At 68.3% G+C, this 15,940-nt stretch carries 12 protein-coding genes; 10 read left to right on the top strand and 2 right to left on the bottom strand.

Annotation, left to right across the window (positions count from 1 at the left end; translation table 11 throughout):
* Positions 1–83 precede the first annotated feature (83 nt).
* From AB0D32_RS16325 to AB0D32_RS16310, 4 genes are all read left to right on the top strand, one after another.
* Positions 84–1,907, top strand: coding sequence for a hypothetical protein (locus tag AB0D32_RS16325; RefSeq protein WP_357090313.1), 1,824 nt, complete (start codon positions 84–86; stop codon positions 1,905–1,907).
* Positions 1,904–3,598, top strand: a complete 1,695-nt coding sequence (locus tag AB0D32_RS16320) for a UvrD-helicase domain-containing protein (RefSeq protein WP_357090311.1) — start codon at positions 1,904–1,906, stop codon at positions 3,596–3,598. The genes AB0D32_RS16325 and AB0D32_RS16320 overlap by 4 nt, the downstream gene beginning before the upstream one ends.
* 160 nt (positions 3,599–3,758) lie before the next feature.
* Positions 3,759–4,412, top strand: coding sequence for a hypothetical protein (locus AB0D32_RS16315; protein WP_357090309.1), 654 nt, complete (start codon positions 3,759–3,761; stop codon positions 4,410–4,412).
* 111 nt (positions 4,413–4,523) lie between these two features.
* On the top strand, positions 4,524–5,756 hold the full coding sequence (locus AB0D32_RS16310) for a hypothetical protein (RefSeq protein WP_357090306.1): 1,233 nt from the start codon (positions 4,524–4,526) through the stop codon (positions 5,754–5,756).
* Between the two features lie 1,102 nt (positions 5,757–6,858).
* Here AB0D32_RS16310 and AB0D32_RS16305 read toward each other — a convergent pair.
* Together AB0D32_RS16305 and AB0D32_RS16300 are read right to left on the bottom strand one after the other, a co-directional pair.
* Positions 6,859–7,362: a helix-turn-helix domain-containing protein gene (locus tag AB0D32_RS16305; RefSeq protein WP_357090304.1), complete on the bottom strand. Its 504-nt coding sequence runs from the start codon at positions 7,360–7,362 to the stop codon at positions 6,859–6,861.
* Positions 7,363–7,722: 360 nt separating this feature from the next.
* Entirely contained in the window at positions 7,723–8,160 is a 438-nt protein-coding gene (locus AB0D32_RS16300) for a helix-turn-helix transcriptional regulator (protein ID WP_357090302.1), read from the bottom strand.
* A 524-nt stretch (positions 8,161–8,684) separates the two neighbouring features.
* On the opposite strand from AB0D32_RS16300, the gene AB0D32_RS16295 reads away from it, so the two are divergent.
* The 6 genes from AB0D32_RS16295 to AB0D32_RS16270 all read left to right on the top strand — a co-directional run bounded on the left by AB0D32_RS16295 (position 8,685) and on the right by AB0D32_RS16270 (position 15,901).
* Entirely contained in the window at positions 8,685–9,551 is an 867-nt protein-coding gene (locus tag AB0D32_RS16295) for a hypothetical protein (protein ID WP_357090300.1), read from the top strand.
* 34 nt (positions 9,552–9,585) lie between these two features.
* The gene (locus AB0D32_RS16290; protein ID WP_233600207.1) at positions 9,586–9,951 is read left to right on the top strand and encodes a hypothetical protein; all 366 of its coding nucleotides are present in this window, start codon (positions 9,586–9,588) and stop codon (positions 9,949–9,951) included.
* Between the two features lie 12 nt (positions 9,952–9,963).
* On the top strand, positions 9,964–10,671 hold the full coding sequence (locus AB0D32_RS16285; RefSeq protein WP_357090297.1) for a hypothetical protein: 708 nt from the start codon (positions 9,964–9,966) through the stop codon (positions 10,669–10,671).
* Between the two features lie 208 nt (positions 10,672–10,879).
* On the top strand, positions 10,880–12,820 hold the full coding sequence (locus tag AB0D32_RS16280) for a hypothetical protein (protein WP_357090295.1): 1,941 nt from the start codon (positions 10,880–10,882) through the stop codon (positions 12,818–12,820).
* A 13-nt stretch (positions 12,821–12,833) separates the two neighbouring features.
* Positions 12,834–14,330 carry an SCO6880 family protein gene (locus AB0D32_RS16275; protein WP_357090293.1) on the top strand — a complete coding sequence of 499 codons (1,497 nt, stop codon included), beginning with the start codon at positions 12,834–12,836 and terminating at the stop codon, positions 14,328–14,330.
* Complete coding sequence (locus tag AB0D32_RS16270; RefSeq protein WP_357090291.1) at positions 14,327–15,901, top strand: hypothetical protein; 1,575 nt, start codon at positions 14,327–14,329, stop codon at positions 15,899–15,901. The genes AB0D32_RS16275 and AB0D32_RS16270 overlap by 4 nt, the downstream gene beginning before the upstream one ends.
* The last annotated feature ends 39 nt before the right edge of the window (positions 15,902–15,940 follow it).

The following is a 15,940-nucleotide window of genomic DNA, read 5'->3' as shown; positions in this document are numbered from 1 at the left end:
TTGTTCTCGCATCGTTCGATCAGGCCGTTTTCTGTTTTGGGGATGCATTACGGGTCGGTGATCAGGGACCATACGGCGTGCGCGTGAGCAAGCTGGTGATTGAATCTTTCCGCGGCTTTCGGTCCTTGGAGCTGCGGTGTCCCGGTCACGTCGTGCTGTCCGGTGTGCCGCGTGCAGGTCGTTCGGATGTCATCGCGGCGCTGGCGCGCGTATTGCTTCCGGAGTCGTCGCGCACAGGTCCGGCCATGTCGGATCTGTGGCAGACCACGGTCGCTGCTGTCGCGAGCGGCGGGGCTGGGCAGGGCGATGACCAGCCGTTGACCGGGACGTGGCCCTCTTCGCTGGTCGAGTCGCGACCCTACGCCGATGTCGAGGTCACATTGACGGACCTGGACCCGGAGCTGGAGCAGCTCTTCGAGGGTGTTCTGGAACGCTGTGACTCGGACGGCTGCGCCGTGGAAGAGGATCAAGCGCTGTTAGGCGCAGCGTGGTGTGTCCGCCTGGCCTACCGCCTGATGTACGACGATGAGGCCGAAGCATTGGAGCACCTCGTCTACTATCCGCTGGCTTCCAACCCTTCGGCGGGCAAGTACACGCGAGTGCCGGCGTCGACCCGGCGTGCTTTGCCAGTGGTGATGCTGAACGCCGGACGGCCTTTGCAGCTTCGTGCGGGCTCCCCGCTGCGGCGGGTCATGGACGAGCTGGATCCGGCTGCGGCTGCGGGCGCCTTCGATGTGCTTCGTGCCCGCGTCACCGCCGCGGCGGAGGAGCTCGCGGGTCACGACGCGGTGGCACAAGCCGTGGGCGTGGCGATGACCAGCGGCGGTGTCGGCGCCTCTCTCGCGGACGCGACGTTCGACACCGGGCAGGTTGGATTCCGCGCTGATGACGGCTCGGCGGAGGCGCTGCTGAAGTCACTGCAGCCCACGGTGAACCTGGACGCCGCCGGTCCACTTGCCTTGACGAGTCATGGCAGCACCGTGTCGTCGATGCTTGGTGTTGCGGAAGCGATCATGTTGGCGACCGCGCCCGGCGCGGTAATTCTCGCGGACGACTTTGGTGACCAGCTCGACACCGCCAACGCAGAGCATCTGGCCGCGCGGCTGCGGGCCGGCGCCGGACAGGTGTGGTTGTCGACCCGCCGGCCCGAGGTCGCGAGAGCATTCGACCCAGAGGAACTCGTCCGGCTGACGCGGCACGGCGGCGACAGGGCATGGCACCGCTTGAAGCGGCCGGCGGACCGGGCAGGCATCCGGGCGATGCGACAGTTTCACACGCAGCTGCTGCCGGCCTTGACCTCCCCGACGGTCGCGATCACGGAAGGGCCGCATGACCTCGTGGTCTACGGGACGGTGGATCGGCAGCGGCTGCCCGCGGCCGCACCGCTGTCGGCGGCGGGTGTACGTCTCGTCGCGGCGGGCACCGGCCAAGACGGCGGCATCGGCGAAATTCCTGTCGTCGCCGACCTCGCCCGTAGCCTCGGTTTCCGCGTCATCGCGCTGATTGACCGTGACAAGGCCGAAGAGCAGACCATCAAACAGATCGAAGCAAGCTGCGATGTGGTGGTGCGCCTTCCGCCGAAGACTGCCATCGACGGCGCACTGCTTGCCGGCGCCGACATCGCTCAGGTTCGTGCGGCGAGCGCCACCCTCACGACCTTCCTCAGTGAGGACCCGGCCGACGGCGTGCCGGACGACAGGCTCGTCGGCGTCGTGAAGCGTTCGCTGCACAGGAAATCGCTGCATGGGCCGTTCCTCGAAGCGCTCATCGAGGAGACCAACACACCTCCGCCGATGATCGTGGACGTGCTCAATCACGTCGCCGTCGCCGCTTCCCCCTCCTACAGCGGACCGGTGATCATCGACATCCCGGCCATGCCGCAGCCTGGCACGATAGGTCCGTCGTGACGTACAAGCCCAGTGACGAGCAGCAGGCGGTGATCGACGCGACCGCGCCCGTCATCCTCGTGCTCGCCGGAGCAGGCACCGGCAAGACCACCACTGCCGCAGCCGCCGCCCGTAACTTCCTACAGCTCGCCGATACTCGGCGGGCAATCTTGCGCCGCCAGGCCGTCCTCGCTGGGCGGCGCACCCGCCTCCCGGCGCAAGCCCGCGTGCTGTTCCTATCGTTCTCCCGCACCGCCGTCACTCAGGTGATCGACCGCGCCGCCGGAGTGATCGGCCCACACCTCAGCCGCATCGACATATCAACGTTCCACGGCTTCGCCTGGCGGATTATCAACGACTTCGGTCAGCACCACGGTTACCCGGGGCCGCAACAAATCCTCAGCATCGCCGAGGCGAAGGTTCCGGGGGGAGAACCAGGCCTCACCTACGACCAACTGATGCCGGCCGCATCCACACTACTGCGCATTCCGGAGATCGCGGGTCACTACGCTGCCAGGTACGGACTGGTCATCTGCGACGAATTCCAAGACACGGACGACACCGAATGGGCATTCCTCCAGCTCATCGCACCTCAAGCACGCCGGATGTTCCTCGGCGACCTCAACCAAGCGATCTTCACCGCCATGAAGAACACCGACCCCGCGCGCCGCACGGCGTTGGCCGAAGCGCTTCCCGGCGCGATCACCCTCCCCCTACCGGCGGCCAGCCACCGCGATCCCACCGGGATCCTGCCCGCCGCCGCCGACGCAGCCCGAGTGCGAAACTTCGACCACCCCGCCATCGGCGAAGCGGTCCGCACCGGACGCCTCACCGTCACCCGCTGCACCCCAGGCGACTACAACGAGCGGGTCATCGAGCTGATCCGCGCCGCCCGCACCCGGCAACACACTGTCAACATTTTTACCCACACCATCAGCGCCACGGGCCTGCTGTCCGACACGCTGGCCAACCAAGGCATCCCACACGAACAGGTCGGATTCACCGAGGCGTACGGCGAGGCAATCGCGGCCCAGCATGCACTCCTGCGGTTCGCGCTCAACATCCCCGGCACCAAGGTGCGCCGCGCGCTCGCCGTCTACATTGCCGCGAACACCAGAGTCAAGGGCGGCGGACTCGCGCCGCTCGCCCAGCAAATGCTCGACAAGAGCAATCCAGCCCTCGAAGCAGCTCTTCACCCCCTAGCCGCCGAGCTGCACCAGACCGGTGCGGCTGGCGGATCCGAATACGACCAACTGGCGGACCTGATCGCGGGGGCATATTCCCGCGTGGGCATGTTTCGAGGCGAAGAGACCTGGGCAGCTGCGATACCGCAAACCCGAGCGGCAATTCGTCAGCTCCAGGGCGGAGCACCCTACGCGGATGTCGCAGAAACGCTAACCGCAGCGCGCGCCGGAGCACTCGTTGGGGCGGGCAACCAGCGTCCCCGTCCCATACAAGTCATGAACCTGCATCAGACCAAAGGCCGCGAAGCCGACACCATCATCCTGCTACTACAGGAAGACGAATACCACGGAGGCGAAGGAGAACCCTTCACCGCTGGATCCAAACTCCTTTACGTGGTCATGACGAGGGCCCGCCAGCAGGCCCACATCATCGTTCCCACCGCCCCTCATCCGTTGTGGCGTCCACTCGTCGACCGGTGCGAAAATGAAGGCGAACCCGCTGATATCCTGCCGATACTCACCGGTTGAGGCGCGCTCAACCCGCTGCGACGGTGGTCGCTCTGGTGCTCCGTTGGCGCTCGGATGTAGCCAACCAGCCGTACGTCGCCGGCAGCACCCGTCTCGCCGGCCGCGGCGCCCGGTCCGCTACCAGCGGCAGCCTGTCGTACCCTCGCCGTACCGTCGCACCATGAACTCCGGATTCGATGCGGCGTGGGTGCCGTTCACGGCGGATCGCACGCTGGAGGACTCAGCCGCGATCGTCATGGAGTGGGCGGAAAAGGCTGCCGTCGCTCATCAGCGGCCTACGGTCCTGGTGACCGACCGCATCGGGGAGTACCACGGCCATGACCTGTTCGACCGGTACCGCAGGGGTCGGCATGTCTCGCCGAGGTCGAACCGCCTTGACTTCCGGCCCGGCGCGGTGATCGCGCACGCGCCGTCACCCACCGCGCTTCACCGCGCAATGCGTCTGGCCGACGGCACGGCCCTCGCCGTCGTCGAGCATCCGGATCCGTGGCGACTGTCCGGGTGGGCACGAGCGCTCGGTGCCCGGAATCTACTCACGGGAGAGACCGCGCCCGCTCTCGACCCGAGGCTGGTCGAGCACCTGGACGCGCTGGTCTTCTACGGCAACAATGGATACAGCCGTGGACACGGTCGCGACGGCGCTCAACGAATCCTGACCGACCTGCGCGCCGAAGGGCTGCTGAAAGATCCCGATCTGATCGTCAGCGCCCTCGCCGGCCGAGGCGTGCCAGCCGAGCACCTGAAGACGGTTGCCACGATGGCCGGCATGACGGCGTCGCTACAGCCCGCGGCACGTACGGTAGGAGCCGGCTGACCTTTCGATGGACACGAGAGCCGCGGAGCGGGCCTTCCGCTGGATAGGAGGCCGTGGCCCGGCGGATCCGGCAGGCCACAGGCTTAATGGGGATCGGTCGATGGAGGACAGATGGCGCTCACGCAGCACCCGCTGAGGGGTCCGATCGGGCGTAACGCCACCGACTACGCGGCGCGCCTGCAAGTCGCCCTCACGCGTGCCCGCGAGGTGTCCGACGAGATGCTCGCCCGGACGCCGGTGGACGCCCTGGTCGATGCCATCGTCGAGGAATGCGCCGCAGCCCCCGTCACGGTTGATCATGCGGGGCTGTGGATCGAGACACCTGAGCTGTCGCATGGCAACGGGCGTGAGGGCGAGGAGCCGTTGGTCCAGTTGAAGCTGTGCGTGACAGTCGAGGGCGCGTCCAGCGCACTCGGGTCCCGCAATGTCCTCTCGGGCGGGCACATGCAGGGAGACAAGCCGGGCACGTGGTACCTGGTGGCGGGCCAAGGCACCAACGAGCAAATCGCTGACGCGATGGCCGACACCGAAAGACTCCGCACGTACATCGACGATTTCCAGGCGAAGGTTCGTGACGCGGCAACTGCCGCCAACGAAGAGATTCAGCGACAGCGAGCCGACATGCGTGCGCAGGTGATGGCCACCGTGGGAGCCCGTGCTCGCAGAGTACAGGCCGTGCTCGCAGCGACAGACGCGCTGGGCATCCCGCTCGCACCCCGGTCGGCAGAGCAACGTATTCCTCTCCAGCCACGCAGGCTCACCGTCGCGCAACTCGACGCCGCCGTCGCGGCCGGAACTCAGGAGTGGCACCTCGCCGAGCAGATCGCGGAGGACATCACCACCACCATTTCGTCCTTTACCGCCGCACTTGAGCGTCTTGTTCGTTCCGCCAGCAAGCTGCTCGGCGAGGATGAGGAAACCATCCGCGACTTCCTCCTGTTCATCCTCAACGCGAACTACCAGGGAGCAGCCACCGGCGAGACCTTCCTCGGCCGCGGCAAGACCGACATTCTGCTGCGGTGGCGAGACCGAGACGCCTTCATCGGCGAGTGCAAGATCTGGCACGGCCCAGCCAAGTTCGCCGAAGCCGTCGACCAACTCCTCGGCTACACCATCTGGCGCGACACCCGAGTCGCGTTGGTGCTGTTCATCCGTAACAGAATGGACACCAGCGCCGTGATCGACAGCGCCGCAGCCTGCCTGGCCAAGCACCCCCGGCTGCTACAGGCCATCACACCAGACGAGCCAACCCGCCGCCGCGACTACCTACTCCACGCACACGGAGATCGCCAACGCGTCATCAGGCTCTCACTGCTACCCGTCGTCCTGCCCCAACCGAACTGAATCATCGAGATCAAGATCCATGTGGGCCCAACTGGCCCGTGACGAACCACCACGGTAAGCGCGTCTCCCGGGTTGCCGCGACCGAGTGACGGCTGCGGCGCAGTGGGCGACGACTCGTGCTGCTGCTCCGTTGGTGCTCGGATGTAACTGACACTGCCATCACAGGCGGAACCAAATCAGCACCAGGCTGGACTACGGATCAGAAGGTTAGGGGTTCGAGTCCTTGGGGCGCACAAGATCATAAAAGCCTGACCTTAAGAAGCGCGGGTTCGGCTCTTGCTTTGTCTGTCCCTTGTGGACGTCTGGCTGCTTGGTGGCTGCTCGTCCGACGAGCATTCCCGACGTCCCGCCCCGTCCGGCGGGGTGGGGGCTGCGCGATTCGGTCCAGCGGGTCAAAACGATGATGATCTCCTACGGCGCAGGGCCGGCGCTCCACCCCTGGGCGACGGCCCTGCTGCGCGTTGTCGACGGAGTGCAGCAGAGCAGGCACTTGGCTGTCGACGCGCGACCCCTCGCCGTGAGTATCGATCCAAGCCGTTAATGGTGACGGGGTTCGTCGAAGCCGATATGGGCCCCGTCGCCGTAGAGACCCGCCTTCGAAGATCGCGTCGTGGCGGCGGATCCACTCCGGGATGCTGGCGGGACGGCCGAGACGTGCGGCCCAGACTCCGGCATTCACGCCGAGTTTGCCGGTGGCGGCGAGTTGCCCGGCGCTGGCAGGGGACTGCACCGCAACCCGGTCGAGGTTACAGTCGAACGCCGCGCCACGGCTATCGCCGCGATTGAGCGACAGATGTACGGACGCGCGGGCCTCGCTCTCCTGCGCCATCGAATCCTGCTCGGCTAACCAGCCACCCTCTGTCATCACCGAATGTGAGACAGAGCTGTTCGTTTGACAGACCCGTCGGCCGATACTTGCGGAATCATGCCTCTGTAGGAGCGCTCCTGTAGTAGCTCATGACGTTGTTGACGCGTCATTCCGAGAGTATCTTCATATTTCACCGTAAAGCGCCGCCCTTGTTGATCGTACAGACAGGCTGCCGCCTGCTCTCCGGGCGGGTGCCTGGAGCGCCTTAGGGGCGCGAGTGAACAGTCCATCGGCTTAATGAAGTGGCGCGGATCTGCCGCAGTTGGGAAAGGCGCAGTAGCCATTGGCTCCCTGGATGTAGGGGTGGCTTTGGCTGGTGTTCGTCGAGCCTCGCGCGGTGGGGCGATGTTTGGTGTTTGAATCCGGTCCGGTGGTCGGACCAGATTTGTCCGGCTGTCGGACCAGCGCTAGTTTTGTGGCCGGACCAACTAGCGTCTGTGGGGGGATTCGAAGGCGATAGGTGGTCCTTGCCCTCTTGCGGCGGGCGTCGTCCACCTTTGGTCTGAATCGTGTGACCCAGCCCAGCTCCTCAAGTCGGTTGAGCCAGACGGCGATTGTGGAGCGGGCCATTCCAGTTGCCCGTTCCAAGTCTGTCAAGCTCGGGGAGAAATGCGCCGGGATTGCTGCGGTTGAGGTGTCGGTCCAGGTTAAGAGTGTGAGGATAAGATGGCGTCCGGAAGGGCTGAGGCGGCATTCAGCGTCTCGAACTGCGCGCTCTACGGCCCATCGCTCTACCATTCGCTACATCCTTCCCGTCGCCGCGTGCGGTCGTGGCACGTGATGCTGTTTGGCATCTGAGCCTCGTGACCGTAGTGGCGCGTTCCTGTTCTGGCCAGGCGCGAAGCTGCTTGTCGCGCGCCCCTGATCGCTCGGCGGCGGCGTTGACCTGTGGTTTCGGGACCGGCGTCGATCCGGCCACGATTGGCCGCATCGGCGGGTAAGCGAGGCCGGCTGATAAGCGGGAGGGCGGTGGCAAGTAGGCGTTGACGTGCTCGACGGTCGTCGTCGCTGGGGGAGAAGCCTCGTTGGCCAGCGGTCGATGCCAGGCCTGTCGACCCGGGTAGATCTATTTGGCTGCTGGGCTGTGGGCCGCCTTGGTTACTCGCTCGTGTGCCCGTGCCTGCTCGTGGGCGAGTCGGGTGCCGTCTGGGCGGCTTGCTCCATGGTCAGGATGTTCTGGATGATCGCGGCGATGCCTTCGCGTGCTCCGGGTGACAGCTTTTCGATGGACCGGGTGAGTACCTGGACGTCGGCGCTGCTCTGGGAGGAGTCGAGGAAGAAGGCTGGCGAGACGTTGAAGAACTCGGCCAGGGCCGTCAGCGTCGCGGCTGTGGGGTTGTTGTGCTCGTCGCTGCGCAGTCTGCGCAGGGTCTCTGGAGAGATGCGATGACCACGGGCTTTGAGCGCCTCCGACACCTCGGCGTCCGTGTACGGACCTCGGCCCTTGGGGTGGTGATGGGCGTACAGGTATCGAAGCCGGTCTCTAATGAGTGCCGGGCCGGAGCCACCTGGTGGGTCCTCGTGCGATGCCGCCATGACGCCCCAAACTGCGACTAGAGTTGGTTGCAATCCAACTTTATGTGGAAGTTCCACGTCGGCTGTGCTTAACTCTCAGTGCCCGAGCCACACCAAGTTGGACGAGTGCCAACTTGGTGGGTTGAGGGTAGCGCATCGGTCGGCCTCGCTGGAGGGGGTTGTGGGGCTCCGATTCGCTTCGTTGGAGGACCGCGAACCCTTGTGGTGACACGGTCGTATTCGACGGGCCTGCTCGTGTGGTCGACGTCCAGGTCGTGACAGTAACGGGGGACCGGCCTGCGGCGACGACATCGCGTCGCCGCTGGCTTGTGCTGTACGGCGAGCCTTCGGGGGAGGCGGACGTGTCGGATCCATCGACTGGCCGAGCAGGCCATCTCGCCAGCACCGAGACCTCTTCGGAGGTGTCGGACGGCGAACGGGGGAGGTTGGCGGAGCGGGTGACGCCCGCTCCGCCAACCGAACCGCGCCGGTCCACGGCGCACCGCGCCAGTCCGGAGAGCGTTGCGCCCTGGTGGGCATCGGGCGTGACGCAAGGACCGCGGGAGATTCCTCGCGAGTTCGGCGGCGGCAGCCGGGTCGAGTCGCTGTGGCTGCGCATGTCGTCGCTGCGCGCGGGCTGCCCCTTGGTGAGCGTGTCGTCGGCAGATGGCGGTGTGGGGCGGTCGACGTTGACGGCGGCGCTCGGTGGGGTGTTGGCGCTGGCAAGTCCCGCGCCGATCGTGGCGGTGGACGCGACCGGACGTGCGTGGGGTGGTTTGGGCCACCGCGTGGCGCGAGGTGGCTCGGCCTCGGCGTGGGACGCCAGCGTCGCCCAGCAGCAGTTGGCTGACCCGCTGGTCGCCGAGGGGCTGATGCAGACGGGGCCGACTGGCCTGCGTGTGCTGGTCGGTGAGAGCCGGATGACGGCGCAGCGGCGTCCTCCCACCTGGTCGGAGATGTTCGGTGTGATTGGCCATCTGCGGTCGGTGTACGCGATGGCGTTGCTGGATCTTCCTGCGGCGGACAACACCCCGACGTGGCGGGCCTTGGGGTGGGCGACCGTGCCGGTGCTGGTGACTCGCGCCACCGTCGATGCCCTGCAACACACCATGCGATTACTGGCTCATCTGAAGGCCGCGGGACTGGGCCAGGTGGCGGAGTCCGCGGTGGTGGTGGTCATGACGACCACCCACTCCACCGCGCGGGAGGTTCGCGCGGTCGAGCACCTCGCGCGGCAGGCGGCGACGCATCTGGTCCGGGTGCCCTTCGACCCAGTGCTCGCGCGTCCCGACCTGCTCGATCCTCGGTCGCTGAGCAAGGCCACGCGAACCGCGTTGACCGAGGTCGCCGCAGCGGTTGTCGACCGCTGCCCTGCTGCCCCTGACCCGCGCGAGGGGGCTCCTGTCGCCTGAGGAACGGCGGCTTCTCAACGGGGAGGAACTGGTTGTGATCGTGAATTGGGTAGCGGCTGTGTTGACGGCGCGGGCGCCTGCGGTGGTGGCGGTACTCGCGCCCGACCCGACGCCGACGCCGTCCGGCGGGGGGTTCGACTTCGGCCGGATCAGCCCCGACCCGGCGGCGGTCCCGCGCTCGGATCTGTTCTACAAACTCGCCAACGCGGCGCTGTTTCTCGGCGTGATCTCTGCGGTGGCGGGCCTGGCGGCCGGTGCGATCGCGTTTGGCATCGGACCGATCTTCGGCGCACACATCATCAGCGATCGAGGTAAGTCGATGATGTGGAAGGCCGGTTTGGTGGCGATCGTCGTGGGGTCGGCGACGTCGATCATCGCGTTCCTGCTCAGCGAAATCTAGGAGGTGTCCCGCGTGCGGGAATCCGGTTACAAGACGACCGACGCTCGGCGTGGTGGCGCGAGAGTGCTGCTGCTCCTGTTCGCCGTGGTGGTCGCGGGGACTGTCGTCTTCGTCGCGGGACGCGCCAGTGCACCGGAGCGGGCTGCGCCGGTTGGCTACAGCGATCGGTTGGTCAGGGGAGTGCCGGTCGGGTTCGCGGGGACTCCTCGTGGGGCGGGTGACGCGGCGGCGGCGTACGTGGTGGCGGTAGCCGCTGCGGCGGGCCGTCCGGATGTCGAGCGGCAAACGCTGATCGACATCATCGCTTTGGACGGTTCGGGCTCGGCGGTGGCCGAAATGATGGGCGCGGACACGCCACCGGCCGGCAACGCGGGCATCTCCCAGACGATGGCCGCCAGGGTGTGGGTCGCCGACGTGGACCTCAACGCCCAGGTGCCGGCCGGCGGCGAGGTGACAGCGCGGCTGCTGGTGTGCGCGCTCACCGGGGCGATGACCGATGGTGTCGTCGCGGGCCCGCAGACGGGCCTGGCGGGTGGCTGGTACGTGCAGTCGGTGACGGTGCGCTGGACCCAGGGCCGCTGGCGGGTGGTGGTGGCGCAGCGGCCGGTGCCGGTGCCTCCGCCGGACCAGCGGGGCGCGCGCCGTGACGGCGGCCCGCGGGACACCCAACCACTGCTCGACGTGATCAGCGCACGCTCGTGGGTACCGGGAACGGTCTGAGCTCATGGCGCGGTTGAACTCGCTTCGGCGTGGAGTCGGCGTGGCCGTCGGCGTGCTGGTCCTGGTGGGCGCGGTAGCCGTCCCCGCTGGTGCGGCCGTTGCGGCGCCGACCCCGAGCCCCGCTGCGTCAACCCCGGGTGAGCCCTGTCCCGCGCCGCCCCCTGCCGACGTACCTGTTCCGCCCGGCGGGGAGCAGGCAACTTCGCAGGTGAACTGGTGTCTGCCGTGGGCGCGCTGGAAAGCGGGCGACGGTTGGGTCACCCACTGCACGAAGGCCACCGGCGCGGTCGAGCAAGAGCGGTGCGACGCGGTGTCGCTCACGGTGCAGTCACCGCCGCCGGAGGGCACCCCATCGGTGCTCGACGAGCGGCTGCCGACAGGCGGCGCCCCGCCGGTGAGGTGCGAACGATTCACCGACCGCGCGACGGAAGATCAGAGCAACGCCGAGCGGTGGACGGCGAAGCAGCACCGCTGCGAGGCCCTACGCGCGTCGCTGCTGCCCTTCTCCTCTCTCAAGCCACCAACCTGCGAGACCCTCGATGTGAGCTGCAAGGTCGGCGAACAGGTCAAGCAGGCCGCGAGGTCGGGGTTCGAAGGGCTGACGGACATCGCCGTCGCGGGCTTCGCCTGGGCGTTGGGCAAGTTGGCCGAGGTGGTGTTCGAGCAGTCCTCCGCAGTGCCGGACGAGCCGTTCTACGGCGTCTACAACGACATCTCCGGCGTCCTGATTGTGATGGTGCTGCTCGTCTTCCTCATCTCCACCGCCATCAACGGGCTGCGACTCAACGGCCCCGGCCCTCTGTCCACCCTGGGTGGGTTGGTGCGTGCCCTGTTCGGGATCGCGTTCGCCGGCGGTATCGCCTACATCCTCATGGCCGCCTGGGACGAGGCGACCGTGGCGCTGATCGCTCGCAACCAGCAACGTGACTGGCAGCCGAGCATGTGGGTGGACGCGCTCAACGCCCTGACCGCGGACACCGGCACGATTCTGCTGGCCTTCGTCATCGCGGTGATCAGCGTGATCGGGCTGGTGCTGGTGTTCGTGATGCTGCTGTTCCGCTCCCTGCTGGCCGCCGGAGCGGCGCTGTTCGGGGCGATGGCGATGACCGGTCAGGTCATGGCCGAGACCCGCTCATGGGGCCGCAAATGGTTCTGGACCTGCAACGCCCTGGCCAGCAGCAAGTTCTTCATCGCCGCCTTGTGGATCTACGGCACGCGCACCACCTACGAAAGCGACCACGTCATCAACGTGCTGCGCGGCATGTTCATGATCATCCTGATGGTGCTCGCGCCATGGATCCTGCTGCGACTGACCAGCATGTGGGACGGCTACCTCGCCGACGTCGACGCGCGCGGCTTCCTGACCTCCGCAGCCAGCGCGGTCGGCATGGACGCCGCTGCCCGACGCCTCAGTAATGCCCTCAGCGGCGACGACGGCGGCGAGGGTCCGGATGCCGCATCGCTGATGCAGGGCAACGCCGATGCCATCCCGACGAACCCCACCAGCGACGCCGGCCCGCAACCTGCCAAGGTCTCCGAGGCGGTGCAGGCACTGCACGGTCGCGGTGACGCAGAACAGATCGGGCAGCCCAGCGGCGAACCGGAAACCGGCCATGCCAGCGGGGAGAACGCGCAGGAGGCCGAGGGGGTCGAGCGCGACTCCCGCACCGCCCAAGACGATATGGCGACGGGACAGCTGTCCGCGCCCGGTGACGCGGACGGCCAGGGGGCGCTGCCGGTCACGCCGAACGCCGTCGCGCAGAAGGCCACCGGCGCGGATGCCCCGGCATCCGGCAGCCCGGCTGGGCAGGACGGCGCACAGCCAGACAACGGCACCGGCGTAGCCACATCCCCCGGCGCGACACCGCCTGCCAGCTCGCCGTCCCCGGCGACGCCGCCCGGTGTGACGCCGCCTGCCAGCACGTCGCCACTCCCGGCGCCGACGTCCGATCCGACGCCGCCTGCCAGCACCCCGCCTGCCAACTCGCCGTCGCCCGGTGCGACCGGGACCGGCTCGCCGGAGGCCGTCGGTGGAGCGTCCAGCGCGAATCCGTCGGCGCAGGGCGACCCTGCGGCCGGTGCGGGCGCCGGTCGTGCGGGGGGCGCTGCCGCTGGCGGTGCCGCCGAGCTACCCATCGTTCCGGTCTAGGTGAGGAGACCAGGTGACCCAGTTCCAGTTTCCACCGCGGTCCACGCGCGGCTCGATCATGGGCTTCTCGTGGGGGCAGATCGGCATGGCCGTAGCCGGCGTGATCTGCCTGGTCGTAGCCGCGAATCTCTTGGCGGCCGGCCGGCAGGGCGCCGCCGGGGGAATGCTGCTGGCAGCCCTGCTGCTGCTCACGGTGGGACTGCTGCGGCTGCGGGGCCGCCGTGTCACCGAGTGGGCCCCCATCGTCGCCGGGGCGCTCGCCCAGCGTGCCGCCCGACAGGATCGGTACCGGGGTGGTGTCTTCGCGGCCGACCCGGGCAGCACGCATCTGCACCTTCCGGGTCCGGCTGCCGGGTACCGCTGGCTGCCGGCGTTCGCCGCTGACGGGCTGACCGAGGTGGGGTTGCTGCACCACCGCCGCGAGAACACCGTCACCGCGGCCCTGCTGTGCGCGGGCAGCAACCTGGTCCTGGCCGACACGTCGGTGCAGCAGCAGCGCCTGTCCTCGTGGGCGGAGGTGCTGAACCTACTCGGCACCGAGTACGCCGACGCCGGTCTGAACCGGTGGGCGCTCACGGCCCGCGCCGTACCCGATGCCGGCAACCGGGCGCAGCGCCACCTGGTGCAGGCGGCGGTCGACACCGACACCCCCGCGTACCGGTCCCTCGCGGAGTTGACCGCCGGGGCGGCGCCGTCGACGCAACGCCACGAGGTGTACCTGAGCGTCGTGTTCGACACGAAGAAGCTGTCGGCGGAGATCGCCGACGCGGGCGGTACCGACGCGGCCATCGCCACCGTGGTGCTGGACAAGCTCGGCGGTGTGCGGGCCGCGGTCGAGGAGGCCGGCGTCGACACGGTGGGCTGGTTGACGCCACGGCAGTACGCGGCGGTGCTGCGTACCCAGTTTGACCCCGAGATTCAGCCGCACGTGGACATGCGGACCGCAGGTGCGGGCGGGGTGGCGCCGCACATGGCCGGACCTGTTGCCGCCGAGAGCGTCGGCTGGTCGTCGTATCGCCACGACTCCGGGTTTTCTCAAACCCTGTGGGTGTACGAGATGCCGCGCCAGCCGGTGGCCATGACGTGGATGACGGCCCTGTTCACCCGCACCACCGGCCGGCGCGCGGTGACGCTCGTCGCCGAGCCGGTGCCCGCGCAACTGGCCCAGTTGGCGACGCGGCGCGACAAGGTCGCCCGCGCCGGTGACGAGGTCACCAAACGCAAGATGCGGCTCGTGCGTACCGCCCGGGAGGACGAGGAGGCCCGCTCGGTGGAGCAGGTCGACCGGGAGCAGGCGGTCGGGCACGTGCGCTACCGCTACGCGATCGTCGTCACCGTCACCGCCGGAAGCGAAGAGCAACTCCGGCACGACGTGCGCGCGATCAAACGCGTCCTGGGCCGCACCGGCTGTCAAGCGGTGGTGCTCTACGGCGAGCAGGACCAGGGCTTCGTCGCCGGGGCGCTGCCCCTAGCTCGCGGGCTCAAGCCGATGCGGGGGTGGTGGGCGTGAGCCGGGCACGGGTGCGACGGGAAGGATCCCTTGGGCAGCGCATTGAGCAGGCAGCGCAGCGGCGGGACCTGGCGGCGGCGCAGGCCGACCTGGAACGGGAGCAGCGCGCCCTGCGCCGGACGTCGCAGCGGCTGCTGGGCCCGCCGCCGGTCGACGGACGCGGCGCGCTGGGGCGGGCGGCGGGACGGGTGTTCTGGCGGCTGCGTTTGCCGCCGCTGGTCACCACCAGCGCGCAGCTGTGCAGCGTGTACCCGTTCGTCGCCGACCCGGGCCTCGGAGTGGACGGGCCGCTGATCGGGCAGGAGGTGTACTCCCGGACCGGGTTCGTGTTCTCTATGCGGGAGCTGTACCGGGCCGGGATGCTCAGCGCCCCCAACATGGTGGTCACCGGGGAGATCGGGTCGGCGAAGTCGTCGCTGCTCAAGACGATCGCGTTCCGGGGCATCCCGTTCGGCACCCGCTTCTACATCGTCGACGTCAAGGGCGAGTACGACGCCCTCGCCGAGGCCGCCGGGATCCGACCGGTGCGTATCGGTCCTGGCGCGGGTGTGGTGATGAACCCCCTCGCCGGGATTCGCCGGCAGCCGGGGCAGGGAGAGGCGCTGTGGCTGCAGATCCAGCGGGCCCGGCGGCTGCTTCTGCTCGAAGGGCTCCTGGAGATCCAACTCGGCGGCCCGCTCGGTGAGGCCGAACGGTCACTGATCGAATACGCCCTCGACGCGGTGACCCGGGCCGATGACGGCACCAGCGCCGATCGGCTTGCCACGCCCACCCTGTCGCTGGTGCTCGGCGCGATGGGTGATCCGCAGGCGTGGGCGCATCGCCTCGCCGGCGTGCACTACGACGTCGACCAGTTCGCCGCCGACAGCCGCCGGGTCCGTCTCGCCTTGGAGCGGCTGATTACCGGCGCTCTCGGTGGGATCTTCGACGCCCCGGTGGCGTCGACGTTGACGGTGGACTTCGACCAGCCCGGCGCGATCCTCGATCTGCGGGCGGTGCGGACCTCGGACCAGATGACGGCGATGGCGATGACCTGCGCCCAGTCGTGGCTGGAGGCGGAGCTGACCCGCCCCGACGCCCCACCTCGGGTGTGCCTGTACGACGAGTTCGCCTTGATCACCCGCCACCTCGGCCTGGTGCGGCGGATGCGCGAGCAACTGAAGCTCGCCCGCGCGCTGGGCACGGAGAACATCCTGGCGTTCCACCGATTCTCGGACCTGGCGGCCAGCGGCAGCGCCGACTCCGAGCAGGTCCGCATTGCCCGCGGACTGATCGAGGACACCGGTGTGCGGGTGTCCTACCGCCAGGCCGCCGGCTCGCTGGACGCCGCCCGCGAATTCCTCGGCACCACCGACGTGGAGACCAACCTGCTGCTGCACCTGCGCCGTGGCGTCGGGTTGTGGAAGGTCGGGATGCGCTCCTACGTCGTCAAGCACCAGTTATCGACGTTGGAGCAGGCCATGGTCGACACCGACAGCCGCATGCGCGTTGACCCTGACCGGCCGGGGCGGGAGCTGACCGAGGCAGAGTACGAGGCGCGGGAGTCCGCCGCGGTGGGGCAGGTGCGGTGATGGCCGGCTCCCTCATGTCTCCCGGACACCGGCTACCCA

The sequence above is a fragment of the Micromonospora sp. NPDC048170 genome, assembly GCF_040652795.1.
Lineage (GTDB): Bacteria > Actinomycetota > Actinomycetes > Mycobacteriales > Micromonosporaceae > Micromonospora.
Note: the sequence above shows the minus strand (reverse complement) of the source record. Positions and strands in the feature narration are given on the sequence as shown.